The organism is Metapseudomonas resinovorans, assembly GCF_002003485.1.
Lineage (GTDB): Bacteria > Pseudomonadota > Gammaproteobacteria > Pseudomonadales > Pseudomonadaceae > Metapseudomonas > Metapseudomonas resinovorans_D.
In genome coordinates this window covers 35,312-59,855 of the sequence record NZ_BDMA01000037.1, presented here as the reverse complement: position 1 = coordinate 59,855, position 24,544 = coordinate 35,312, and the positions used below count along the sequence as shown (strand labels likewise).

Genomic DNA, 24,544 nt, shown 5'->3' with positions numbered 1-24,544 from the left:
GCTATCACCCTGGCCTTATCAGACTCTCCGATGCGGAATGCCGGACGAAGCGTCTTTTCCTGACGTGCGGGTCAAGTTAGAATGCGCGCCGTCGTCGGCCAGGGGGCCGCGACATGGGTTCCCTCACCCCATCGGCAAAAAGGATGCGAACCACTATGCCCGCTGCAACGCCTTCGATCTGGCGCCCGGCCCTGACCGGCCTGATCGCTTTCCACATCCTCATCATCATCGCCAGCAACTACCTGGTGCAGCTGCCCATTACCCTGTTCGGCTGGCACACCACCTGGGGCGCGTTCAGCTTTCCCTTCATCTTCCTGGCCACCGACCTCACCGTGCGCCTGATGGGCAAGGTGGCGGCGCGCCGGGTCATCGCGCGGGTCATGGTGCCGGCGCTGCTGGCTTCCTATGTGGTGTCGGTCCTGTTCCAGGAAGCGAGCTTCCAGGGCTTCGCCGCTCTCGGCGAATTCAACCTGTTCGTCGCGCGGATTTCCCTGGCCAGCTTCCTCGCCTACGTACTGGGCCAGGTGCTGGATATCCAGGTCTTCGACCGCCTGCGGCAGATGCGCCAATGGTGGATAGCCCCGGTGGCCTCGACCATCGCCGGCAACCTGCTGGACACCTTCGCCTTCTTCTCCGTGGCCTTCTGGCGCAGCGACAACCCCTTCATGGCCGAGCACTGGGTGGAGATCGCCACCGTCGACTACGGCGTCAAGCTGGCCATCAGCCTGGTGTTCTTCGTGCCGCTCTACGGCATGTTGCTCGGCAGCATCCTGCGCTTGCTGACGCCGCGTCCGGCAGCTTCGTTGTAGGAACGAATTCGTTCGAACATGGGGTAACCACGTCCTGAGGACGTGGTTTCGCCGATTCGGTAGGGTGCGCCATGTATACCGGCTGAACACGCGGCGCACCCTACAGACCTGTAGCCCAACGAAATTCGAGGTACAGGTTGACTGTGGGAGCGAATTCATTCGCGAATGAATTCGCTCCCACAGTCAGGCGAAGGTCAGAGCCCCAGCATTGCCAGGCGAGCGCGCACCGATGCTTCGATACCCGCCGCATTCAGCCCGCACTCGGCGAGCATTTCCGCCGGCTTGGCGTGTTCGACGTAGTAGTCCGGCAGGCCCAGGTGCAACACCGGCTTGAGCAGGTTCTCGCGGGCGAGGAACTCGCTGACGGCGGCGCCGGCGCCGCCCATCACGCTGTTCTCCTCGATCGTCACCAGCAGCTCGTGGCTGCCGGCCAGCTCGCGCACCAGCGCTTCGTCCAGGGGTTTGACGAAGCGCATGTCGACCACGGTGGCATCGAGGTTTTCGGCGACCTGCAGTGCCTCGGCCAGTTGCACGCCAAAAACCAGCATGGCGACTTTGGAGCCCTGGCGGCGTACCACGCCCTTGCCGATTTCCACCGGTTTGAGGTCACGCTCGATGATGGCGTTGGGGCCACTGCCACGCGGGTAGCGCACCGCCGCCGGACCTTCGAAGTGGTGGCCGGTGGTCAGCAGCAGGCGCAGTTCGTTCTCGTCGCTCGGCGTCATCACCAGCATGCCGGGGATGCAGCGCAGGTAGGAGAGGTCGAAGCTGCCCGCATGGGTCGGACCGTCCTCACCCACCAGGCCGGCACGGTCGATGGCGAATAGCACATCGAGATTCTGTACCGCCACGTCGTGGATCAGTTGGTCGTAGCCGCGCTGGAGGAAGGTGGAGTAGATTGCCACCACCGGCTTGGCGCCGTCGCAGGCCATGCCAGCCGCCAGGGTGACGGCATGCTGCTCGGCAATGGCGACGTCGAAATAGCGGTCCGGGAAGCGCTCGCTGAACGCCACCAGATCGGAGCCTTCCTTCATCGCCGGGGTGATGCCGACCAGACGCGGGTCCTGCCCGGCCATATCGCACAGCCACTGGCCAAACACGCTGGAGTACTTCGGGCCGGAAGGTTTCTTCGGCGCGGCCGGGGCGTCGATCGGTTCCAGCTTGGTAATGGCGTGGTAGCCGATGGGGTCGACTTCCGCCGGGGCGAAGCCCTTGCCCTTCTTGGTCACCACATGCAGGAACTGCGGGCCCTTGAGGTCGCGCATGTTGCGCAGGGTAGCCACCAGGGTGGGCAGGTCATGGCCGTCGATGGGGCCGATGTAGTTCCAGCCCAGCTCTTCGAACAGGGTGCCGGGAACCAGCATGCCCTTGGCGTATTCCTCGGTGCGCCGGGCGATTTCCCAGGCACCGGGCAGGCGCGAGAGCACCTTCTTGCTGCCCTCGCGCATGCTCGCGTAGGTGCGACTGGAGAGGATCTTCGCCAGATAGTTCGACAGGCCGCCGACGTTGCGCGAGATCGACATGTCGTTGTCGTTGAGGATCACCAGCATGTCGGCCTGGACGTCCGATGCGTGGTTGAGCGCCTCGAAGGCCATGCCGGCGGTCAGCGCGCCGTCGCCGATCACGGCAATCGACTTGCGGCTGGAACCCTGCATGCGAGCGGCGATGGCCATCCCCAGGGCGGCGCTGATGGAGGTGCTGGAATGGCCGACGCCGAAGGTGTCGTACTCGCTCTCCACGCGGCGCGGGAATGCAGCGACGCCGTCCTTCTGGCGCAGGGTGCCCATCTGCTCACGGCGCCCGGTGAGGATCTTGTGCGGGTACGCCTGGTGGCCCACGTCCCAGACCAGCCGGTCGTCGGGCGTGTCGTAGACGTAGTGCAGGGCGATGGTGAGTTCCACCACACCCAGGCCGGCACCGAAGTGTCCGCCGGTCTTGCCGACGGTATAGAGCAGGTACTGGCGCAGTTCGTCGGCCAGGGTTTCCAGCTCAGCCTCACCAAGCCGGCGCAATTGATCCGGCGTCGCCGCGCGATCGAGCAGGGGCGTGACGGGGCGTTCGCGGGGAATCTCGTGGAACGTCGTGGGCATCAGGCGAATCGTTATAGGAAAAAAAAGATGGGCAAGTTTACCTGATGCACTCGTAACTGCCCAAACGCGCTGTCAGTCCGTTCGTACGGCCTTGTGTGATCGACTACGCCGCGTAGTGGCGCGCCAGGAAGTCCAGCAGCAACGGATTCACCCGATCAGGGCATTCGTTCTGCAGCCAATGGCCGCAATCGGGCAGTCGGGTCTGCTCCACGCGCGGCACCAGGCTGGCCATGCGCTTGAGCGTGTAGGCCTCCAAATGCGCGACCGGATCGAGGTCGCCGACCAGGAACAGCGCAGGTTGCTCGACCTGCTTTCCCGCCAGCGGTTCGGTCTGTTCCCAGTTGCGGGTGAAGTTGCGGTACCAGTTGAGCGGCCCGCGAAAGCCATCCCGGGCCAGGGTGCGTTGGTAGACGGCGAATTCGTCGGCATCGCACCAGCCGGGGAGGGCGGGGGACGGGCTGAGGCCGTCCAGCAGGCCGGCAGTCGCGGGCCGGTCACGCAGGGCCGCGTCGCCGAGCTGGCTCAGCAACAGGCGCAGGCTGCGGTCGAGGTCGGCATCCAGCTCGGCCTCCGCGACCCCAGGCTCCTGGAAGTAGAGGATGTAGTTGAAGCGGCCGGCATTGGCCTCGCGCATGATCTCGGTGGCCGGGCGCTTGGGGCGGCCGCCGAAGGGCACCGACATGGCGCCCACGGCACTGATGCGTTGCGGCTCCAGCAGCGCCAGGTGCCAGGCCACCGGCGCGCCCCAGTCATGGCCAATCACGCAGACATCGGTCTGGCCGAGGCTGTCCATGGCGGCCTGGATGTCTCCGCAGAGTGTCAGCAGTGCATAGTCTTCGATCGCTTCGGGGGCGCTGCTCTCCCCATACCCCCGCATTTCCGGTACCAGCACGCGATAGCCGGCCGCTACCAAAGGGCCTATCTGCTGGCGCCAGGAATACCAGCATTCGGGAAAACCATGCAGCAGCCACACCGGCCGCCCTTCGGCCGGGCCGGCCATGTAGAGGCTCAGGGTGATGCCATTGACCGGCAGCAGGCGGTGTTCGAGTGGCGGCATGAAGGGCTCCGATTCTTACCAGGTGTCGACGAAGGGGCGTTTTTTGCCGGCACGGGGCGCCGGCCTGGGGGTGGCATTCAACCCGCGCAGCAGCCAGGAACGGGTTTCCTGCGGATCGATCACGGCGTCGATCTCCAGGAAGCTGGCCATGTTGATGGCCTTGCCGTTCTGGTAGGCCTTGGCAACCATCTTGTCGAACAGCGCCTGACGTTCGGCTGGGTCCTCCACCGCGGCCAGCTCCTTGGCGTAGCCCAGGCGAACCGCACCTTCCAGGCCCATGGCGCCAAATTCGCCGCTGGGCCAGGCGATGGTGAACAGCGGCGAATGGAAGCTGCCCGCCGCCATGGCCTGGGCGCCCAGGCCGTAGCCCTTGCGCAGCACCACGGTGAAGAAGGGCACCGACAGCCCGGCTGCGGCGACGAACATGCGTGAAACGTGGCGCACCGTGGCCTGCTTCTCTGATTCCGGTCCGACCATGAAACCGGGGGTGTCGCAGAGCGAAAGCATGGGGATGTCGAAGGCATCGCACAGCTGCATGAAGCGCGCGGCCTTGTCGCCGGCCTGGGCGTCGATGGCGCCGCCGAGATGCATCGGGTTGTTGGCCAGCAGGCCGAACGCCTTGCCCTCGATGCGGATGAAGGCGGTAACCAGCCCCGGCGCGAACTGGCGGCGCAGTTCAAGTACCGAGCCCTGGTCGGCCAGGGTTTCGATCAGTGCGCGGATGTCGTAGACCCGCAGGCGGTTTTCCGGAATGGCCTGGCGCAGCAGGCGCTGATCGGAGCATTGCCAGTCGGCCAGGTCGCCCTGGAAGTAAGACAGGTATTGCCGGGCCACCCGCACCGCCTCGGCTTCATCTTCCACCAGTACATCGATTACCCCGTTGGGGCCCTGGACGCTGGTGGGGCCGACGTCTTCCGGCGCGAAGCTACCCAGGCCGCCGCCTTCGATCATGGCCGGGCCGGCCATGCCGATGCTGGCGTTCTTCGTCGCGATGATCACGTCGCAGCAGCCGAGCAGCGCGGCGTTGCCGGCAAAGCAGCGTCCGGAAACCACGCCCATCAGCGGTACCAGGCCGGACAGTCGGGCCATGCCGACGAAGGTGTGGCAGTCGAGCCCGGCCACGCCGACGAAATCCGAATCCCCCGGCCGGCCACCACCGCCTTCGGCGAACAGCACCAGGGGCAACCGCCATTGCTCGGCCAGGCCGAGCATGCGGTCGGTCTTCTTGTGGTTCATCACGCCCTGGGTGCCGGCGAACACGGTGTAGTCGTAGGCGATGGTCATGCAGCGTGCGGCCTCGCTGCCAAACTGCGTGGCGTTGACCGTGCCGATACCGGCCACCAGCCCATCGGCGGGGCTCTGCTCGATCAGCTCTTCCAGCGACCGGCGCCGGCGCTGGGCTGCCAGTGCCAGGGCGCCGTATTCGATGAAGCTGCCGTCATCCAGCAGGTCGTCGAGGTTCTCCCGGGTCGTGCGCTGACCGGTCTTGCGCCGTCGCGCCACAGCCTGCGGGCGACGCTCATCGGTCGTGATGACGTGGCGTTCCAGCACTTCGGCAAGGTCGGCGCGGATGTGTGCAAGGTCGAGGCTTTCCTCGTTCTGCGCCGCATCACCGGCCACTTCCGCCGGTTCCAGGAACAGCAGCGGCGCGCCTTCGAACAGGCTGTCACCGGGTGCCACGGCCAGTGCCCGGACGATGCCGCCCTGGGTCGCCTTGACCACGAACTCCATCTTCATTGCCTCCAGCACTGCCACCGCCTGCCCGGCGGCGACGGCATCGCCCACCTGCACGTCGAGGCTCACCAGCACGCCCTGGCTGGGTGCGTTCAACGGCACGCTACCGGCAGGCGCTTCGGCTTGGCCGGTCTGGCTCTGGCTGGCGGTGTTCGCGCCGCTGACGAACAGGTGTGGATGGGCAGCTTGTTGCGGGGCCAGGAGCTGGCTGATTTCCCGCTCAATGAAACGGGTGTCGACGCCACTTGCCAGTTCCCCGTGACGCAGCAGGTTCTGCAGGAAGTGGATATTGCTCGCCACACCTTCGAGGCGAAACTCACACAGGGCGCGATAGGCGCGGCGCAGGGCGGCGGGCAGGTCATCGCCCTGGACGATCAGCTTGGCCAGCAGCGAGTCGTAGCTGGGGCTGGTGGCGTACCCGGCGTAGCCATATCCATCGACACGGATACCGGGGCCGCTGGGTGGTTCATAGGCGCTGATCAAGCCGCCGGCAGGTCGGGCGCTGCCGTCGGCCTGCATGCTTTCCAGGTTGATCCGCAGCTGTACGGCGAAGCCTCGCGGTGCGACAGGTTCCAGCAGGCCCAGTTCGGCCAGGCTGGCGCCGGCGGCGAGGCGGAGCTGCGCCTGGACCAGGTCGACGCCGGTGATGGCTTCGGTGATGCAATGTTCGACCTGGACGCGCGGGTTGGCCTCCATGAACACGAAGTCGCCACGGTGGGTATCCACCAGAAACTCGAACGTGCCGATGCCGCGATAGCCCACGGCGGCGGCCAGGGTCAGCGCCGCATCGAGGATGCGCTGGCGCAGGTCAGCCGCCAGGTTGGGGGCGGGGGCGATCTCGACCACTTTCTGGTGGCGCCGTTGCAGGCTGCAATCGCGCTCCCACAAGTGAGTGACCCGTTCGCCGTCGCCCAATACCTGGACTTCGATGTGCCGGGCATTCTCGACCAGCCGTTCGACGTAAAGATCGCCATTGCCGAAGGCCGCGCGGGCCTCCGACTGGCAGCGCTCGAAGGCGTGTTCCAGCTCGGTCTTGTCGCGTACCTCGCGCATGCCGCGTCCACCGCCGCCGGCCAGGGCCTTGAGCATGATCGGGCCGCTTTCCAGCAGCGCGCTGGCTTCCTCCAAGGACGTGGCGCGATTGCTCCCAGCGGCCAGCGGCAGACCGCAACGCGCGGCCAGTTCGCGGGCGCGGGCCTTGTCGCCGAACAGTTCTAAGGCCTCAGCAGAGGGGCCGATGAAACGGATGCCGGCGGCTTCGCACTGGCGGGCGAAATCGGCGTTCTCGCTGAGGAAACCGTAGCCGGGATGCACGGCGTCGCAGCCATTCCTGAGCGCCACCTCCACCAGTTGGGCGGCATCCAGATAGGCCGCAGCGCCCCGGCCATTGAGCGGTACGGCGAGGTCGGCCTTGCGCAGGTGCAGGGACTGGCTGTCGTCTTCGGCGTAGACCGCGACACTGCGGATGCCCAGCTCAGCGGCGGCGCGGGCAATGCGGATGGCGATTTCGCCACGGTTGGCGATCAGCAGGGACTGGATGGCTGTGGTCACGGCGAGGGTCCTTGGCGTGCAATCCAGTGATCTTAGGCAGCGTGGAGCGATTGCCGCAGCCAACTGTGCCGCGACGAATACCCATCACTCATGGCGGTTGATGATCCGGTGATATCGAATGTCCGAATCGGCCCTTGTGGTGGCCCGATGCCGTGCAGTATCTGTGGCGCCTTCATTTCTTCCACAAGGACTGTCCATGAACGAGCTGCTGCACAGCCTGGACTGGGTGCTGCCCCTGCGCAGCGATACGCTGACCCCGGTGATGCGTTTCTTCACGCTGCTGGGCTACGAGAAGTTCATCCTGTTCTTCCTGCCGCTGGGCTACTGGGCCTGGAACCGCGGAGTATTCCTGCGCCTGCTGGTGCTGGTGGCCGTGACCGCGCTGATCAACGCCTGGCTCAAGGACTACTGGCAGGACCCGCGCCCGGACATCGCCCTGCGCATGGACCATGAGGTGGGCGACAGCTTCGGCCTGCCCAGCGGCCATGCGCAGATCGCCGTGGTGATCTGGTTCTGGCTGGCCCTCGAGCTGCGCCGCGCCTGGGCCTGGGCAGTCAGTGGCGTGGTGGTGACGGGGATCATCTTCAGCCGGCTCTATCTCGGCGCCCATGATGTGGAAGACGTACTGGGCGGCTCGCTGCTGGGTATCGGGACCTTGCTGCTGTTCGCCCAGGTGCGGAACTGGAATTGGTGGCGCGAGGCTCATGGGCTCTGGCACCTGGCGCTGATCCTGTTGGTGTTCCTCGCCGCCTGGCTGACCTGGCCGGGTGTCGCACCCAGCTATGTGCCGCTGCTGGCGGGGCTAATAGTCGGCGTGCTGTGCGGCTATCGCCAGTTCGCGTTTTCCGCTGAGGTCGCCGTCTGGCGCCGCCTGCTGGCTGCGGCCATCGGCGCGGTGAGCTTCATCCTGCTGCAGAAAGCACTGAAGCTCGCTGGCGCTGCCTGGCCGCTGGACCCGCAACTCTGGCAAGGCCTGCGTGGGCTGGTGATGGGGTTGTTCGTGGCAGCGGCGATGCCCTGGGTGCTGGTGCGCATGAGCCTGCTGGAGGCAGTTCGCAAGCCGCAGGGCGAAGCAGTGGCCGAACCGGCCGCCTGATGAACGCGAGGTGAATGTCGGACGGCGCGCTTAGCTGCGCCGTTCGACGATGTAGCGCGCCAGTGCGCGCAGCGGCTCGGCGCTGTCGCCGAGCGAGGCAGTGGCCCGCAGGGCCTGGTCGCGCAGTTCCAGGGCATAGGCCTTGGCGTTGTCGAGGCCGAGCAGGGAAGGGTAGGTGGGCTTGTCGTGGGCCTCGTCCTTGCCCTGGGTCTTGCCCAGCGTGGCGGTATCGCTTTCCACGTCGAGGATGTCGTCCTGCACCTGGAAGGCCAGGCCGACGGCGCGGGCGTAGATGCGCAGGGCTGCAAGGGCTGCGGGAGTGGCCTGGCCGCTGGCCAGGGCGCCGAGGCGCACGCTGGCTTCGATCAGGGCACCGGTCTTGTGCCGGTGCATGGTTTCCAGTGCTGCCTGGTCGAGTTTCAGTCCAACCGAACCCAGATCGATGGCCTGGCCGCCAACCATTCCTGCGGGGCCGGCGGCCTGACCGAGGCTGGCGATCATTGCCAGGCGGGTTTCGGCGTCGTGCGGATTGCGTTGGGCGTCGGCCAGCACTTCGAAGGCCAGCGCTTGCAGGCCGTCGCCGGCGAGGATGGCGGTCGCTTCATCGAAGGCTATATGGGTGGTGGGCTGGCCACGACGCAGGTCGTCGTCGTCCATGGCCGGCAGGTCGTCATGCACCAGGGAATAGGCGTGGATCAACTCCACCGCGCAGGCGGCGGCATCGGCGCGCGCCACGTCGCCACCCAGGGCTTCGCAGGCCGCGTATGCCAGCAGCGGGCGTACGCGTTTTCCACCGTTCACCACGCTGTAGCGCATGGCCTGGTACAGACGTTCCAGCGGGGCGAGCGGGGGGATGAACAGCTCGGCGAGGGCGGCGTCGACGCGTTCCTGGCAGCGGGCCTGATAGCCGGAAATCATGCTTGTTCGTCCGCGTCGAAGGGCGCTTCTTCCAGCTGGCCATCACGCTCCAGGAGGATCTGCACCTTCTGCTCAGCCTGGTTCAGGGAAGCCTGGCATTCACGGGTCAGGCGGATGCCCTGCTCGAAGGCACTGAGGGAGTCCTCCAGCGAAAGCTCGCCGCTTTCCAGGCGTTCCACCAGGGTCTGCAGTTCAGCGAGGGACTGTTCGAAATCGGGGGTGGCTTTCTTGCGGGCCATGATGCTGTCTCGCGGAGGTCGAATCGGGCGCGACACTAGCAGAGGCGCACCTTGCGGGCAAATGAAGGGGGCGGATGGTTGTCGGGCGTGGAGAGGAACCTGTAGGGGCGAATTCATTCGCCAAGCAGGCCGAAGGGCTGCCAATCGGCCGTTGGGGAACGCTGCGCGTTCCTTGGCGAATGAATTCGCCCCTACAAGGAAGTCCGGATCAGGTTATGGCGAAGTAGCAGCCCGTAGGATGTGGTGGAGCGGAGCGATACCCATCACGACGTCATCGATGGGTATCGCAAGCTCGCGGAACGCCGCCCGACCCATCCTACAAAAGCAGCCGCGCCTGCCAGGGCCGGATCAGGTGGTGGCGAAGTAATACACCGTCATCCCCGTCCCCACCGCAATCACCAGCCAGCGTAGCCATCGGGTCGGCAGCCCACCATCGGAGGTCAGCGTTGGCTGAAGCTCACCGCCCGTAGGATGTGGTGGAGCGGAGCGATACCCATCACGACGACATCGATGGGTATCGCAAGCTCGCGGAACGCCGCCCGACCCATCCTACAAAAGCAGCCGCGCCCGCCAGGGCCGAATCAGGCGGCGACGAAGTAGTAAGTCGTCATCCCCGTGCCCACCGCGATCACCAGCCAGCGCAACCATCGGGTCGGCAGTTTCCGCGCCAGCGCACCGCCGCAGTAGCCGCGGCAACTGGCCGCGCCCAGCAGTACCGCCAGCTCGCTCCAGCTCACCCTGCCAGCCGCCACGAAGGTCACCACCGCCACGCTGTAGATCGTGCTCGACAGCAGGTTCTTCAACGCATTGGCGCGCAACAGCGGATGGCCTTCGATGGAAAAGGCTGCCAGTTGCAGGATGCCCATGCCCGCGCCGAAGTAGCCGCCGTAGATGGCCACAAGGCTGTGGGACAGGTGGCTGGCGAGTCCGTGGGGCGGCAGCTCACCCGCGCTGCGTTGGCGGTTGATCAGCCTGCTCAACCAGGGGCTGGCAGCGAACAGCAGGGTGGCAACCAGCAGCAGCCAGGGAATCAGCCGGCGAAAGTTTTCGTCGCCACCGGCCAACAACAGGAGGCCGCCGCCCAGCCCACCCAGGAGCGACACCAGCACCAGTGGCACCACGTAACGCCCCAGGGGGCGCAGTTGCTCGCGCGCTGCCCAACTGGCGGCGAGGCTGGCGGGCCACAGGGCCACGGCGTTGGTGGCGTTGGCGGTGACGGGTGGCAGGCCGGCCGCGAGCAGGGCGGGGAAGGAGAAAAACGTACCGCCGCCGGCAAGGGCATTCATGCCCCCGGCGGCGAAGCCGGCGACCAATAGCAGGAAGAAATCGTGGAGGCTCATGTTCGCGCACAAAAAGCCGGCAGGTTACCCCCGGGAGTGAACGGTGGCAAAGGACGGGCGAACGGTCGACCGCCTATTTGGCCGCCGACCAGTGAGCCGAATCGCTGATAAATGGAGATGCGCGTTTTCGCGGTAGCAGTATGCTTTCAATAACTCGTATGGGGCGGGGGCGGTAAGCGAAAGGAAGCCCACTCCACAAGCCTTCCCGGGCAGTAACTGCGGAAGGTGACAAGGCAGAGATCCACGCGTTAGCGTCAGGCCGGAATCGGGTTCAGTCGTCCCGCTTCCGGCCTCTTTCATTGTGCCTTCGGGTCGTCCGCCAGCAGGGCGAAACCTTCACGGTTGTCGCTGACAATACGGAAATGTTCGCTTTGTCCGACCTCCACGTGGGCGGCCTTCTCACGACGCAGCCGGCCCTTGGAGCAGAGCGTGTCGTCGGTTTCGTCGATGCCGATGCCGACGATCCGGTCACCCGGCGGCACCTGGAAGCTGGCAACCTCGCCTATGCCGATGCGCGCCGCCAACTGGCGATCCACATGCACGGCGATATAGCAGCCGCTGCCCAACCCGCCCATGTCGCGGTTCACCACGATCTGCCCACCACCCTCTATCGGCTGCTGGAACGCCAGCAAACGGTCGGCCGGAACCGGGACGATGTGTTCCGGCTCGGCCCGGTAGGACGAGCAACCGGCGAGCAGCAACAAAGAAACAGCGGCACAGGTCAGACGCATGGAGCCCTCCTTGGGCGGAGCGAACATCGAGCAATGCTGGAACTCTAGTGGATGCTTCCGGCTTTGCCATGGAAAAGCCCAGCGCGCACTTCAACGCTGGCCCGCGGCATCCTCCGTCGGCAGCTTCTTCAAACGGTAGGCGAGCGCCGGTCGAGTCATGCCCAGCAGGCGTGCGGCTTCCGAGACATTGTTCTGGGCGCGCTTCATCGCCCCCTGCATCAGCGCCTCCTCGACCGTGTCCAGGCTGACACCGCTGTCGATCAGGCGCTCCACCCAGTCGGGCTCGACACTCGGCGTCGCTTCCACCAGCGCCCCGTCACTGGAGAGGCCAATACTATGGGCCTCGTGGGAGAGATGCGGGAAGAGCGCATCCGCGCTGATGCTCTGGTTGGCGTCGGTGATGATCACGCCACGCTCGATGAGGTTCTCCAGTTCGCGGATATTGCCCGGCCAGTCGTAGCGCATGCAGGCTTCCAGGGCCCGGTCGGAAAGCCCCAGGGTAGTCTTGCCGTACGCGGTGTGCAGGCGTGCGAGGAAGTGTTCCACCAGCAACGGGATGTCTTCCTTGCGTTCGCGCAGCGAGGGAATGAATACCGGATAGACGTTCAGCCGGTAGTAGAGGTCGGCGCGGAAACGGCCTTCCTTCACGGCCTTGGCCAGGTCCTCGTGGGTGGCGGCGATCACGCGCACATCCACTTTGCGTGTCTGCGAGTCACCCACCCGTTCCAGCTCTTCCTCCTGCAACACCCGCAACAGGCTGGCCTGGGCACGAGGCGTGAGTTCCACCACCTCGTCGAGGAACAGGGTGCCGCCATTGGCGCGCTCGAAACGGCCCATGCGTGACTGCTGGGCGCCGGTGTAGGCACCGCGCTCGACACCGAACAGCTCGGCCTCGATCAGGTCCGGCGGGATGGCGGCGCAGTTCAGGGCCACGAAGGGGCCGCTGGCGCGTTCGCTGCGTAGATGCAGCGAGCGCGCCATGACTTCCTTGCCGACGCCCGTGTCGCCCAGCAGCAGGACCGAAGCCTTGCCTGGCGCGGCCTTGTCGATCAGCGTGCACGCCTTGCGATAGAGCGGCGCCTTGCCGATGCCGTAGTACTGACCGGCATCCTGCTGCAGGCGCTGGCGCATGTTGGCGACCTGCACCTGCAAGGCCTGGAGTTCTTCGATGATGGGGTCGCACTGGAAGTAGCGCATGAACGCCTCGGCGTCCTCCCATTCCTCCACCGGCTTGCCGATGATGCGACAGCGCGAGTCGCCGCAGCCGCGGCAGCTGACCTCCTTGTAGAGCACCTGGCGACCGAGGAAGAACGACGAGTAGCTGATGGCGTAGCCGAGCAGGGTCCAGCAAACCGGCTGGTCGGATGACATGCCTTCGGCGCGGCAGTTCTCCACCTCGTAGGAGTTCTGCCATTCGAGGTCGGCGTAGAACTGGCCGTTCTCGATGTCGATGTTCATCTCCAGCGGATTGACCTTGACCATGCCTTTCAGCGAGTGCAGCTGTGGGCCGGTGAGGAACATCTCCACCGCGTCGGCATCGGGGCGCAGCTTGCGCGCCAGTTCGGCGTCCTTCAGGCCGGACTGGTAACCCAGGCGCAGGAAAAATCCCTTGGCGCGTTCTTCGCCAAGCATGTCCACCAGCTCGCGTCGGAACGAGCCCATGGCGGCGGACTGGAGCAAGAGCATGCGCTGCTCGTCGAGCCAGATCTTGCCCTCGTTGCCGAGGAAATGGACCCGGTCGGTCAGGTCTTTCAGCGTTGGGCTGTGCTCCGACGCCTTGTAATCAACTTTCATCGTGTTGCACCCCAGATTGTTCTTGTACGGGGAGGTGGCGAACCACCGCTCAGGCGGGCGGTCTGGACGGTTCGACAGGGCGGCTGATGGACGCAAGGAGGGCCGCGCTCTTTTTTCTAAGCGGCCTGAAAGCCAGTGAAATGTCAATCGCCGTCGAGAGCGGGGTAATGCGGATTGGTGATTTGCTCAAGTGCACTCCGGCGATTGAGCAAATGGTGAAAAGCCTTCAAGCAGATTCCCTTGTTCGCGTGGCTTCCTGTCTTAGTTGGTTTCCACAAAAAACACGCAAGAACAAAGGCTTACGCCTGTTTGTCAGGGGAATTCCAGCCCCTGGCACAGGCGTTGCTCTAGCCCTGGCAACCCGCCCATGGAGTTGCCTTGCATGAGCCAGCAACAGACCCGCTTCGATCAACTGCCGCGTTACGTCCGGGTGCGCAGCGAGCCCGACGCCGTCTTCGTCGAGTTCGACTTCGCCATCGGCTATCCCGACCTCTTCGTCGAGCTGGTTCTGCCGCGCGCCGCCTTCACCAGCTTCTGCGAGCAGAACCGGGTTCAGCACATGGATGCGGAGATGGCCGCAGCCATCGACGCCGACATGGAGAAGTGGCGCTACGGCGAGAGCCGCGATCAGGTCGACTGATGGCCTGACCACGACGCGTCGACTCCCCACAACAACAAGTACAGGACGCCCTGCATGAGCATCGAGATCAAGACGGCAACGGCCGAGCCGATCCGCCAGACCTTCAGCCACACTCGCCGGCGCTTCGGCGACAAGCCTGCCAGCCGCTACCAGGAAGCCAGCTTCGACATCGAGGCGGCCACCAACTTCCACTACCGCCCACTGTGGCAGCCGGACAAGCTGCTCAACGACGCCACCCGCACCGCCATTCGCATGGCCGACTGGTACGCCGTCAGCGACCCGCGCCAGTTCTACTACGGCGCCTACGTGCAGACCCGCGCCAGGATGCAGGAGAACGCCGAGCACGATTACGCCTTCTGCGAGAAGCGCAACCTGCTGGCCAGTATCGATGCCGCCAGCCGCGAGCAGATCGCCCGCCTGCTGTTGCCCCTGCGCCACGCCGAACTCGGCGCCAACATGAACAACAGCGGCATCGCCGCCGACGGTTTCGGCACCAGCCTGACCCAACTGCACATGTTCCATGCCATGGACCGTCTCGGCATCGCCCAATACCTGTCGCGCATCGGCCTGATGCTCGACGACGGCGGCACCGACCTGCTCGCCGAGGCCAAGCAGCAATGGCTGCAGGACCCGGCCTGGCAGGGCCTGCGTCGCTACGTGGAAGACACGCTGGTGGTGCGTGACTGGTTCGAGCTGAACCTGGCGCAGAACCTGGTCAGCGACGGCCTGCTCTACCCGCTCATGTTCCACAAGTTCGACGAGCAGCTCTGCGCCCGGGGTGCCGGTCAGGTGGGAATGCTCACCGAGTTCATGCGCCTGTGGTTCGCCGAGACCCAACGCTGGGTCGATGCCCTGGTGAAAACGGTCGTTGCCGAGAGCGCCGAGAACCGCGCGCTCGTCGAAGGCTGGGTCGGCCAGTGGCAGGCCCGTGCCCTGGAAGCCCTGGCGCCATTGGCTGACATCGGCCCTGGTAGCGTTGCCCTCGACACCGTGGCCGGCGAGTTCGCCGCCCGTCTGAAGAAACTCGGCCTTGCAGGAGCCGCGCAATGACCTCCCTCGTCTACATCGCCTTCCAGGACAACGACAACGCTCGCTACATAGTCGAGGCCATCGTCCAGGACAACCCCCACGCCGAGATCCAGCACCAGCCGGCCATGATCCGTGTCCAGGCCGAACAGCGCCTGGAGATCAACCGCGCCACGGTGGAGGAAAAGCTCGGTCGCGAGTGGGACGTGCAGGAAATGCTCATCGACGTCATCACCCTCGGCGGCAACGTCGAGGAAGACGAAGACCGCTTCGCCCTGCACTGGAACTGACCCGCGTACAACGACAAGAATCGGGAGAGCCACCATGGCCGCCAAACGCCTGAACCAGAAAGACAAGTACCGCTGCCTGACCCGCGACCTGGCCTGGGAGCCGAGCTACCAGAGCAAGGACGACATCTACCCATACGAGCGCTTCGAGGGTATCAAGATCACCGACTGGGACAAGTGGGAGGACCCCTTCCGCCTGACCATGGATGCCTACTGGAAATACCAGGCCGAGAAGGAGAAGAAGCTCTACGCCATCTTCGACGCCTTCTCCCAGAACAACGGCCATACCAACCTGTCCGACGCGCGCTACGTCAACGCGCTGAAGCTGTTCCTCTGCGGCGTGACCCCGCTGGAGTACCAGGCCTACCAGGGCTTCGCCCGCGTCGGCCGGCACTTCGGTGGCGCGGGCGCACGGGTCGCCTGCCAGATGCAGGCGATCGACGAACTGCGCCACGTGCAGACCCAGATCCACGCCATGAGCCACTACAACAAGCACTTCAACGGCCTGCATGACTTCGCCCACATGCACGACCGGGTGTGGTTCCTCTCGGTGCCCAAGTCCTTCTTCGAAGACGCACGCACCGCCGGCCCGTTCGAGTTCCTCACGGCCATCTCGTTCTCGTTCGAGTACGTGCTGACGAACCTGCTGTTCGTTCCCTTCATGTCCGGTGCCGCCTACAACGGCGACATGGCCACCGTCACCTTCGGTTTCTCGGCCCAGTCCGACGAGGCCCGGCACATGACCCTCGGCCTGGAAGTGATCAAGTTCCTGCTGGAGCAGCACGAGGACAACGTGCCGATCATCCAGCGCTGGATCGACAAGTGGTTCTGGCGCGGTTACCGCCTGCTGACGCTGGTGGGGATGATGATGGACTACATGCTGCCGAACAAAGTCATGTCCTGGGCCGAGGCCTGGGAGGTGTACTACGAGCAGGCTGGTGGCGCGCTGTTCAAGGACCTGGAGCGCTACGGCATCCGCCCGCCGAAATACGTCGAGCAGACCACCATCGGCAAGGAGCACATCAGCCACCAGGCCTGGTCGATCTTCTACCAGTACAGCCAGGCCACCAACTTCCACACCTGGATTCCCACGGACGAGGAACTGGACTGGCTCTCGGCCAAGTACCCGGACACCTTCGACCGCATCTACCGTCCCCGCTACGAGCAGTGGCGCGAGATGCAGGCACGCGGCGAGCGCTTCTACAACAACACGCTGCCGATGCTCTGCCAGATCTGCCAGATCCCGTTGTCCTTCACCGAGCCGGATGCGGATACGACCTTGAGCCACCGCAGCGTGGTGCACGGCGGCGAGCGCTTCCATTTCTGCTCCGATGGCTGCTGCGACATCTTCCAGTACGAGCCGGAGAAGTACGTCCAGGCCTGGCTACCGGTGCACCAGATTCTCCAGGGCAACTGCGGCGGCGCCGATGTCGAGGCGGTGGTGCGCGACTACTACAACATCGCCTTCGGCCAGGACAACTTCGACTACCAGGACTCGCCGGAGCATCAGCGCTGGCGAGAGTGGCAGGGCGACAAGCCCGCCGACCTCCCCAAGGCCGGCTGAGCCCCGTGGCGGGTGCCACGCGCCCGCCAACTCCCCCATTACAAGAAGGACAGCGTCATGCCCGTGACTGCCATCGGCGCCTATGCGGCGCAATCCCTGGACCGCCAGGAAAACTTCAACGGCCTGCAACTGGTGTACCTCTGCTGGGAACGCCACCTGATGTTCTGCGCCCCTTTCACGCTGCCACTGCCGCCGGACATGCTCTTTGGTGACTTCATCGAACAGGTGGTCAAACCGTCCATCGCGGCGCACCCGGATGCGGCGAAGGTGGATTTCGCCAAGGCCCTCTGGCGCCTCGATGACGCCGACTTCCAGCCTGACCTGAAGGCCGGACTGGCCGCCAACGGCATCGGCCACAAGAGCCTGCTGCACCTTTCCACCCCTGGCCTGGATGGCCTCAACGGCAGCTTCAACTGAGGAGGTCGCCATGAGTTACCAGGTCACCATCGAACCCACTGGCGAGCAGATCGAAGTCGAAGAAGGCCAGACCATCCTCCAGGCCGCCCTGCGCCAGGGCGTCTGGCTGCCTTTCGCCTGCGGCCACGGCACCTGCGCGACCTGCAAGTTGCAGGTGCTGGAAGGGGAGGTGGACATCGGTGCCGCTTCGCCCTTCGCCCTGATGGACATGGAGCGCGACGAAGGCAAGGTGCTGGCGTGCTGCGCCATTCCCCAGAGCGACCTGGTGATCGAGGCCGACATCGACGTCGACCCGGATTTCGCCGGCCACGCCGTGCAGGACTACCGCGCGACGGTAATCGCGCTGGACGACCTCTCGCCCACCATCAAGGGCCTGCGCCTGAAACTGGATCGCCCCATGGCGTTCCAAGCCGGGCAGTACATCAACCTGCAGATCCCCGGCATCGACGGCACGCGCGCCTTCTCACTGGCCAACCCACCGAGCCGTGCCGACGAGGTGGAACTGCACGTGCGCCTGGTGGAGGGCGGCCAGGCCACCGGGTTCATCCATGACGGGCTGAAGGTGGGCGATACGCTCGAACTCTCCGGTCCCTATGGCCAGTTCTTCGTGCGCGGGTCGCAGGCCGGCGACCTGATCTTCATCGCCGGCGGCTCGGGGCTGTCCAGCCCGCAATCGATGATCCTCGACCTGCTGGAGCAGGGGGACACGCGGCGCATGACGCTGTTCCAGGGCGCCCGCACCCGTGCCGAGCTCTACAACCGCGAACTCTTCGAGCGCCTGGCCGAAGAGCACGAGAACTTCACCTACGTGCCGTCCCTCAGCCAGGCTGCCGAGGATACCGAGTGGACCGGCTTCCGCGGCTACGTGCATGACGCCGCGAAGAAACACTTCGACGGTCGCTTCACCGGCAACAAGGCCTACCTCTGTGGCCCGCCGCCGATGATCGACGCCGCCATCACCGCCTTGATGCAAGGTCGGCTGTTCGAGCGCGACATCTTCATGGAGCGCTTCCTCACCGCTGCCGACGGCGCGGGAGAGAGCACCCGCTCAGCCCTGTTCAAACGCATCTGACCCAGCTTCATCCGCCGCTCCGCGCCTTGTGCACGGACGGCGGCTCACGCCCATAAAAACAAGAAGGTATTGCTGATGAGTGCCAAATTGCGTGTCCTTTCCTGCTGCATCCTCGCCGCCCTGGGCCAGGTGGCTCACGCCACCGAAGGCGGCGGTTCCACCTACCCGATGGGCGCCGAGAACTACATGTCCGGCGCCATGCCGCCACCCGGTTTCTACGGCCAGGTGTTCTCCACCCACTACGATGCCGACACCTTGCGCGGCAATGATGGCGACAGCCTGCCGGTGGACTTCCGCGTGCGTGCCAGCGTCATCGCGCCACGCTTGATCTGGGTTTCCGAGCAGCAGTTGTTCGGCGGCAACCTGGCCTTCGCCGCGTTGTTCCCATTCGTGGACCTGAAGGTCGACGTGAACGGCCAGTCCCAGCACAAGAAGGGGCTGGGCGACATCATCTTCGGCCCGGCCCTGGGCTTTCATCACAGCGACAAGCTGCACAGCATCTTCGCCCTGGACTTCATCGCACCTTCGGGCGAATACGATCGCGGCGACCTGGCCAACATCGGCCGCAACTACTGGACCGTGGAGCCGGTTTGGGCGATCTCCTACATCGACCCCGCCGGCCTCAACGCCAGCGTGAAGCTGATGTACGACTTCAACCAGGAAAACCCTGCCACCGACTACCGCTCCGGCCAGGAATTCCACTTCGACTATGCCGTCGGCTGGGGCCTCGGAAATGGCTGGGTGCTGGGCGTGGGCGGCTACTACTACCGCCAGACCACCGACGACCGCCAGGACGGCGACCGCATCGACGACAACAAAGGCCGCGCCTTCTCCATCGGCCCGTCGATCATGTACAGCAACAAGGACGGCTGGTTCCTCACCGCCAAATGGGAACAGGAAACCCAGGTGCGCAACCGCGCGGAAGGCGATGCCTACTGGCTGAAGCTGACGGTGCCGTTCTAGATCGGGGCAGGCCTGCGGCCTGCTTGGCGAATGAATTCGCCCCGTAGGGTGGACGACGCTTTTTTCGTCCACCAAAGCGGAGTTCGCACCAGCTCCGATGGTGGATAAAAAGAGCGTTATCCACCCTACGCACTGAATTGTTGGGCCTCGTTCCTCGGACCAACCTACGGCACGGCTGCGCCCTGCTTGGCGAATGAATTCGCCCCTACAGGAAAAGCGGAGGACTACCCGGCTGGCACAAACTGCCCCCTCTCCCTCTGGGGTGAAGAGGCACGCTTTCGGAAGCACTGCTTCCGGTGCCGATGAACGCCTGAGCGCGAAGCGATCAGGCTGGGGCGCAGAGCGGGGTTGGGGTGAGGGACGCGAAGCCCCGTGCGGTATCAGATCGCGTCCATGCCGGTTCGTAGGTTGGCGCAGAGCGCAGCGAAGCCCAACACCATGCCCACCGGCAAACTCCGATGCCACCGGCGCGAGTCACCCCTCTACCGCTTGCGGGAGAGGGGCCGGGGGAGAGGGAGGTCGTGCTCCGCGCGGTATTCAATTACCCCCGCCTAAACACCAACGCCTTCAACCCCGCATCCTCATCGATATCCGCAAACTCCGGCGGATTCTCCAGCCGCTCCACAAACCGCAATTCCGGCGCTTCGGCCCGCATGCCCTGGATGAGGAAGTCCGGCCCAATGGCAGGATCATTCACACAGGCCAGCACCACCCCGTCCTCGGTCAGCAACTCCGGCAGGCGGCGCAGGATCTTCTGGTAGTCGCGGGTAAGGGCGAAGCTGCCCTTCTGGAAGGAGGGCGGATCGATGATCACCAGGTCGTACGGCCCGGTCTTCTTCACCTTGCCCCAGGACTTGAACAATTCATGGCCGAGGAAGCTCACACGGCTGAGGTCATGTCCATTTAGCCGATGGTTGTCCCGCCCCCGGCTCAACGCCGAACTGGCCATGTCCAGGTTCACCACATGCTCCGCGCCACCCTCGATAGCGGCTACCGAGAAGCCGCAGGTGTAGGCGAAGAGATTCAGCACCCGCTTGCCCTGCGCATTGGCGCGGACCCAGTCGCGGCCGTAACGCATATCGAGGAACAGGCCGTTGTTCTGCTTCCTGCCCAGGTCCAGCTTGAAGCGCAGGCCCGCCTCGCTGACCACACATTCATCCACCGCCTCGCCCCAGAGCAGTTCGACCGTGCTCTCCAGCAGATAGCGATGCTGCATCAGCAGCGTGCTGGCGCCGCTGCGTTGCCAGGCCGGCGACTCGGTGAGGCGAAGCAACATGGCCCGCAATGCAGCCAACTCGTCTTCCCCCACTTCGCGGAACAGCGACACCAGCACCACGCCCTGCAACCAGTCGACGGTGACCTGCTCCAACCCCGCCCAACGCCGTCCACGGCCGTGGAAGATGCGGCGGATTTCGTCCGGCAGGTTCTCTAGCGCAGTGATCAGTTGCTGTTCGAGGGTGGCGATAGCGTCAAGGTTCATGGCAGGGGCGGTTCGGGAATGAGCGGGGGCGGCATTCTAACCCGAGCATTCCGTCAGGTTTGCGTGGCCAGGCGGGCGGCACTTCGCCGGTATGCGTGTTCAGTGGGGATGTGAGGCGGGGATGGACGTACCGGAAGAGCGCAAGGCTTCGGGCCATCGACGGCGCATGAAGTTGAAGTTCACGTTACGAAGAAGGGACCGCACACCCGGGTCGTGACACCCGGGTGGCGTGGAAGCTCGTTACCAGAACAGTGCGATCAGGATGATGATCGGGATGGGGATCCCGATAAGCCAGAGCAGGACGGAACGCATGATGTTCTCCTTTGAATGGCCAGGCCATTCCTTGTGGAAAAGCAGGGTTCAAAGGATTAGGGATGCGTGAGGGGTGGATGGTTCAGGCTTTCTGCCCGGGGGGCTGAACCGTGACGCCGAGATCTGGATGAATGTGATTGCTGGAGCGGTTAAAGGGCATCCGCCCCAGGCTTGCCGGGGTGGTCAGTCTGATCCATCGGCCTGAACCTGCGCAGCAGCAGTGCGAACAGGATTCCGCTCAGCACCCCCAGCACATTGGCGGCGATGTCGGCCCAGGAGGCCGTACGCAACGGCAACAGCTCCTGCCCCAGTTCGATGCCCACTGAAACCAGCAAGGGCCAAATGAACAGCCACACCAGCCGGGTGCGGGGAAAGGCGAGCCAGGCGCTCAGGGTCAGGCAGGCAAACCCCGCCCAGTGGTGCAGCTTGTCCTGGTTATCGAAGGCTTCGGGCACCGGGTCGCTGCTCAACCCGGCTACCAGGATCACCAGCAGCACAAGGCCGAAGGCAATCCGCGCCAGCCAGGTGATCCGTGTGTCCGTCATTCCACCACCTTGTCGAAGTTGCTGTGGAACATATCAATGTTGCGCCCTTCGGTCAGGGTGTAGAGCGAGTAGCTGCGGCCCAGCGAAGCGCCACCGTCACGGGTCAGCGGCGACCACACCAGGTTGGCCCGGCGCATGGTGGAGCTGGCCATCAGCTCGTCGAAGGGAATGGAGAAGTAGATACCCTTGCCGAAGCTACCTTCGCCGTATTCTTCCTTGGTGACGTTGGTGAAGGTCGCCCAGGCGCCGAAGCGCACCCCGTTGCGGAATTCGCGGGACAGGTCGAAGGTCACGCCGTAGTCGCGGGCCAGGTAACGGCCAACGCTGACGGCGGCGAGAATGTCCTCGAAGGGCAGGCGGTAGTAGCCAGTCACATGGCCAGTCATCACGTTGTAGTCACGCAGGCCGAAATCCTGCTCGAAATCACGTTGTTGCACCCAGTTCCAGTTGCCGCCAATGGCCCAGCGCTCACCCATCGGGCGATAGAGAAGCTCTCCGCCCACACCCGCGAACATGGTCTCCAGGTAGCCGCCGTAGGCCATGCCGTAGAGGTCTTCGTCCAGCTGTCGCACCTTGTTGAGCTGGAAGGTGGGCATGGTTATGTCGGAGGTGGTCATGTACTCGCGCAGGTGAGTGCGCACGCGCGGCAGGTTGCTCGGCGCGTCGTACTTGAACTTGTCGAAGTTGTTCACCAGGTTCGCGCTGAGCGTGCCGTTCCACCAAAGGTCACGCTGGAAGCGGTATTCGGCGTTCAAATCCGCGGTGAACTGATAGAGCAGGAAGCCATCGGGGCCGCCGACGTTCTGCTTGTAGCCCAGGCCCAGGCCGTAGGTGAAGGGCGAAAGCTCCTGAGCGAACAGCTCCTTCTCTTGGTGGGGCACGGGTGCGTTCTGCTCTGTGACCCGACGGAGGTCCTCCACCGGACGATCTTTCTGGGCGACTTCGCGGAACGTTTCGCGGGGCAGGCTGATCTCTTGCACCGCCATGCCATTGCGGCTGTCGACCACGGTGAACCAGTCGATCTCGTCGTTCACGCTGTTGTCGAGAATGCGCGCGGCGCGGCCCACGGCCTTCGGCGCGTGGAAGTAACGGGTCTGCTCGCCGTAGACGATCAGCTCGGAGTCGCGCTGGGTGATGCGCTCCACCCGGTAGCCAGCGTTGTTGCGCAGGCGTTGGGCCACCCCAGCCCACTTCACATCTTCCGGGGCTACCTTGGGCATGCTGGCCTGTACCTTTTCGGCCGGCGGGTCGAAGCTCTTGGTCGGCGCCTTGCGGGTGGCGAAGTTGGTGTGCAGGGTGATGCCGAACATCGCGGTGTTGCCCCGCTCCCAGGCGGCGTGCAGATCCACCCAGTCGCTGGCCTTGAACACCAGGCCCAGATTGATGGGGGAGTCCTGCACCTGGTTGTTGTTCTGCGGCTCTTTCTGGTAGTCGTTGCCTTCGTACTCCAGCTTGATCGAGAGTGGCTCCCAGGGTGTCTGGTAGTTCACTCCGCCGAAGAAGGCTGGGCTGCCGCGGAAGTAACTATTGCCGTTGAATTCACCCGCATTCGAAACGTTGCCATCTGGAGCCGGCCGGTCATCGAACTTGTCGTCCAGCAGGCCAAGGGGATTGTCGATATCGCCACGGTTACCGAGATAACCCCAGGCCAGGCCCAAACTCAGGTCAAAGTCACCCAAGCGTTTGTTCCCCACGAAGTACTCACTGGAGAACAGGCCTGTACCACCAATGTCTCGGCCGCCGACTGCAACTTGCGGCAACCAATGGCTTTCTTCGAGCAGCCGCAACTTGGCATCGATGGCCTTGTCCTTGTAGCTCTGGTCGCCACTGAGTGATTCCGGGCCGTATTTGCGGTTGCTGATGGAGGTATAGCGGAAGCTGCCCTCCAGCCAATCGAAGGGCTGGAAGGACACGCTATAGCGGCTGTAGGGATCGGTACGGTTGGCGTTCAGCGACAGTTCGCCCGCCTGGGCCATGCGTGCAGTGGGGGTTTGCAGCAGGCCCACGCCGCCGAAGTCATTCTGCGTGTAGCGGGGCTCAGCCTGGGCGCAGGTTGCGCAGCCAAGCAGCAGGCACGGGAGCAGGTGGCGCTTCACGGGGCCACCTCCAGCGGCTGGGTGGCGATGAAGGCTGCGAACTCTGCATTCAGGTCTGGCGTCGGGTCGCCCAGGCCTGCACCACGTACGGGTACATAGATGCGCGCGCCAGGTGCGGGTGGCGGAGCTGCGTCGGTCCGGTTCCACAGTGCAATGCCCTGACGTTGCACGTGGCCATCGGGTTGCGCCACGAAGAGCTCATCCCGGTCTGCTTCTGCATGCCGGGGGCAGGCTTCCAGGTACTCGTTGGCCGTTTGCAGGGGCACGAAGGGTAGTTGGCACTCGGCCAGGACTGCGCCCTCAATTCGCACATACTCGGGGCGCGCCGGGTAGATCAGTCGATCGCCAGCGCTGAGTTCGGGATTGTGCTCGTGGTTGAGCTCCACCTTCACCGGGTCTAGTTCCGCCACACGACGGCCGGTTACCGGCATCGCCTGGACCTTGGCCGTGAGGCTTCTGGCCAGTTCAGCCAGGGCCGGGCGGTTATCCAGCAGTGCATTTCGCTCGAGGGTGGCGAGATCGAACAGCACGCCCAGTTTCAGGCGTGTCTGCTCCTCGCGCAGCGGGCGGTGCAGCCAGGCGGCACCTAGCAGATAGGCTTTAGGGCTGACCTGGGCGGGCAGCAGCACATCATGCAGGCGTGTCGTCGGGGTGATGGCGTACTGGCCGGGCTCGGCGGCATCACCCTCAACCGTAACGGTTGGAGCAGCACTTGCGGCACAAGCAAACAGAGCGCTGCACAACAGCAGCCAGGAACGAGGGAAGTTCATTGTGAAATCGGTT

Annotated in this window: 21 protein-coding genes; 9 read left to right on the top strand and 12 right to left on the bottom strand. The window is 64.7% G+C overall.

Annotation, left to right across the window (positions count from 1 at the left end):
- The first annotated feature begins 155 nt into the window (after nucleotides 1-155).
- Nucleotides 156-809, top strand: coding sequence for a 7-cyano-7-deazaguanine/7-aminomethyl-7-deazaguanine transporter (locus tag MnOB_RS11405; RefSeq protein WP_077524339.1), 654 nt, complete (start codon nucleotides 156-158; stop codon nucleotides 807-809).
- A gap of 194 nt (nucleotides 810-1,003) precedes the next feature.
- On the opposite strand, the gene dxs is transcribed toward MnOB_RS11405, so the two are convergent.
- From dxs to MnOB_RS11390, 3 genes are all read right to left on the bottom strand, one after another.
- Nucleotides 1,004-2,899 (bottom strand): 1-deoxy-D-xylulose-5-phosphate synthase, encoded by a 1,896-nt coding sequence (dxs, locus tag MnOB_RS11400; protein ID WP_077524338.1) that lies wholly within the window; start codon nucleotides 2,897-2,899, stop codon nucleotides 1,004-1,006.
- Nucleotides 2,900-3,002: 103 nt separating this feature from the next.
- Nucleotides 3,003-3,956, bottom strand: a complete 954-nt coding sequence (locus MnOB_RS11395) for an alpha/beta fold hydrolase (protein ID WP_077524337.1) — start codon at nucleotides 3,954-3,956, stop codon at nucleotides 3,003-3,005.
- A 15-nt stretch (nucleotides 3,957-3,971) separates the two neighbouring features.
- Nucleotides 3,972-7,241, bottom strand: coding sequence for a carboxyl transferase domain-containing protein (locus MnOB_RS11390; RefSeq protein ID WP_107504062.1), 3,270 nt, complete (start codon nucleotides 7,239-7,241; stop codon nucleotides 3,972-3,974).
- 196 nt (nucleotides 7,242-7,437) lie between these two features.
- On the opposite strand from MnOB_RS11390, the gene MnOB_RS11385 reads away from it, so the two are divergent.
- The gene (locus MnOB_RS11385; protein ID WP_158713796.1) at nucleotides 7,438-8,337 is read left to right on the top strand and encodes a phosphatase PAP2 family protein; all 900 of its coding nucleotides are present in this window, start codon (nucleotides 7,438-7,440) and stop codon (nucleotides 8,335-8,337) included.
- Nucleotides 8,338-8,367: 30 nt separating this feature from the next.
- Here MnOB_RS11385 and ispA read toward each other — a convergent pair whose 3' ends face one another.
- The 5 genes from ispA to MnOB_RS11360 form a co-directional block, all read right to left on the bottom strand.
- A complete protein-coding gene (ispA, locus tag MnOB_RS11380) occupies nucleotides 8,368-9,255 on the bottom strand; it encodes a (2E,6E)-farnesyl diphosphate synthase (RefSeq protein WP_077524335.1) in 888 nt (295 codons plus the stop codon).
- On the bottom strand, nucleotides 9,252-9,494 hold the full coding sequence (locus MnOB_RS11375; protein WP_077524334.1) for an exodeoxyribonuclease VII small subunit: 243 nt from the start codon (nucleotides 9,492-9,494) through the stop codon (nucleotides 9,252-9,254). The genes ispA and MnOB_RS11375 overlap by 4 nt, the downstream gene beginning before the upstream one ends.
- Before the next feature lie 581 nt (nucleotides 9,495-10,075).
- A complete protein-coding gene (locus tag MnOB_RS11370) occupies nucleotides 10,076-10,834 on the bottom strand; it encodes a sulfite exporter TauE/SafE family protein (RefSeq protein ID WP_077524333.1) in 759 nt (252 codons plus the stop codon).
- Nucleotides 10,835-11,130: 296 nt separating this feature from the next.
- Entirely contained in the window at nucleotides 11,131-11,565 is a 435-nt protein-coding gene (locus MnOB_RS11365) for a protein-tyrosine phosphatase family protein (protein ID WP_077524332.1), read from the bottom strand.
- A 90-nt stretch (nucleotides 11,566-11,655) separates the two neighbouring features.
- Nucleotides 11,656-13,359 carry a sigma-54-dependent Fis family transcriptional regulator gene (locus tag MnOB_RS11360; protein WP_077524331.1) on the bottom strand — a complete coding sequence of 568 codons (1,704 nt, stop codon included), beginning with the start codon at nucleotides 13,357-13,359 and terminating at the stop codon, nucleotides 11,656-11,658.
- A 382-nt stretch (nucleotides 13,360-13,741) separates the two neighbouring features.
- On the opposite strand from MnOB_RS11360, the gene MnOB_RS11355 reads away from it, so the two are divergent.
- The 7 genes from MnOB_RS11355 (at nucleotide 13,742) to MnOB_RS11325 (ending at nucleotide 19,328) form a co-directional block, all read left to right on the top strand.
- The gene (locus tag MnOB_RS11355; RefSeq protein ID WP_077524330.1) at nucleotides 13,742-13,999 is read left to right on the top strand and encodes a phenol hydroxylase subunit; all 258 of its coding nucleotides are present in this window, start codon (nucleotides 13,742-13,744) and stop codon (nucleotides 13,997-13,999) included.
- Between the two features lie 54 nt (nucleotides 14,000-14,053).
- Nucleotides 14,054-15,049, top strand: coding sequence for an aromatic/alkene monooxygenase hydroxylase subunit beta (locus MnOB_RS11350; protein WP_077524329.1), 996 nt, complete (start codon nucleotides 14,054-14,056; stop codon nucleotides 15,047-15,049).
- Nucleotides 15,046-15,315 carry an MmoB/DmpM family protein gene (locus tag MnOB_RS11345; RefSeq protein ID WP_077524328.1) on the top strand — a complete coding sequence of 90 codons (270 nt, stop codon included), beginning with the start codon at nucleotides 15,046-15,048 and terminating at the stop codon, nucleotides 15,313-15,315. Before MnOB_RS11350 ends, MnOB_RS11345 begins: the two co-directional genes overlap by 4 nt.
- 34 nt (nucleotides 15,316-15,349) lie before the next feature.
- Nucleotides 15,350-16,876, top strand: coding sequence for an aromatic/alkene/methane monooxygenase hydroxylase/oxygenase subunit alpha (locus tag MnOB_RS11340; protein WP_077524327.1), 1,527 nt, complete (start codon nucleotides 15,350-15,352; stop codon nucleotides 16,874-16,876).
- Between the two features lie 57 nt (nucleotides 16,877-16,933).
- Complete coding sequence (locus tag MnOB_RS11335; protein WP_077524326.1) at nucleotides 16,934-17,293, top strand: phenol hydroxylase subunit P4; 360 nt, start codon at nucleotides 16,934-16,936, stop codon at nucleotides 17,291-17,293.
- Between the two features lie 10 nt (nucleotides 17,294-17,303).
- Complete coding sequence (locus MnOB_RS11330) at nucleotides 17,304-18,365, top strand: NADH:ubiquinone reductase (Na(+)-transporting) subunit F (protein ID WP_077524325.1); 1,062 nt, start codon at nucleotides 17,304-17,306, stop codon at nucleotides 18,363-18,365.
- 75 nt (nucleotides 18,366-18,440) lie between these two features.
- Complete coding sequence (locus tag MnOB_RS11325; RefSeq protein WP_077524324.1) at nucleotides 18,441-19,328, top strand: SphA family protein; 888 nt, start codon at nucleotides 18,441-18,443, stop codon at nucleotides 19,326-19,328.
- A gap of 541 nt (nucleotides 19,329-19,869) precedes the next feature.
- Here MnOB_RS11325 and MnOB_RS11320 read toward each other — a convergent pair.
- From MnOB_RS11320 to MnOB_RS11305, 4 genes are all read right to left on the bottom strand, one after another.
- Nucleotides 19,870-20,808, bottom strand: a complete 939-nt coding sequence (locus tag MnOB_RS11320) for a class I SAM-dependent methyltransferase (RefSeq protein ID WP_077524323.1) — start codon at nucleotides 20,806-20,808, stop codon at nucleotides 19,870-19,872.
- A gap of 461 nt (nucleotides 20,809-21,269) precedes the next feature.
- Complete coding sequence (locus MnOB_RS11315; protein ID WP_077524322.1) at nucleotides 21,270-21,665, bottom strand: VanZ family protein; 396 nt, start codon at nucleotides 21,663-21,665, stop codon at nucleotides 21,270-21,272.
- Nucleotides 21,662-23,761 (bottom strand): YjbH domain-containing protein, encoded by a 2,100-nt coding sequence (locus tag MnOB_RS11310; protein WP_077524321.1) that lies wholly within the window; start codon nucleotides 23,759-23,761, stop codon nucleotides 21,662-21,664. The genes MnOB_RS11315 and MnOB_RS11310 overlap by 4 nt, the downstream gene beginning before the upstream one ends.
- Complete coding sequence (locus MnOB_RS11305; protein ID WP_077524320.1) at nucleotides 23,758-24,531, bottom strand: capsule biosynthesis GfcC family protein; 774 nt, start codon at nucleotides 24,529-24,531, stop codon at nucleotides 23,758-23,760. Before MnOB_RS11305 ends, MnOB_RS11310 begins: the two co-directional genes overlap by 4 nt.
- Nucleotides 24,532-24,544: the final 13 nt, after the last annotated feature.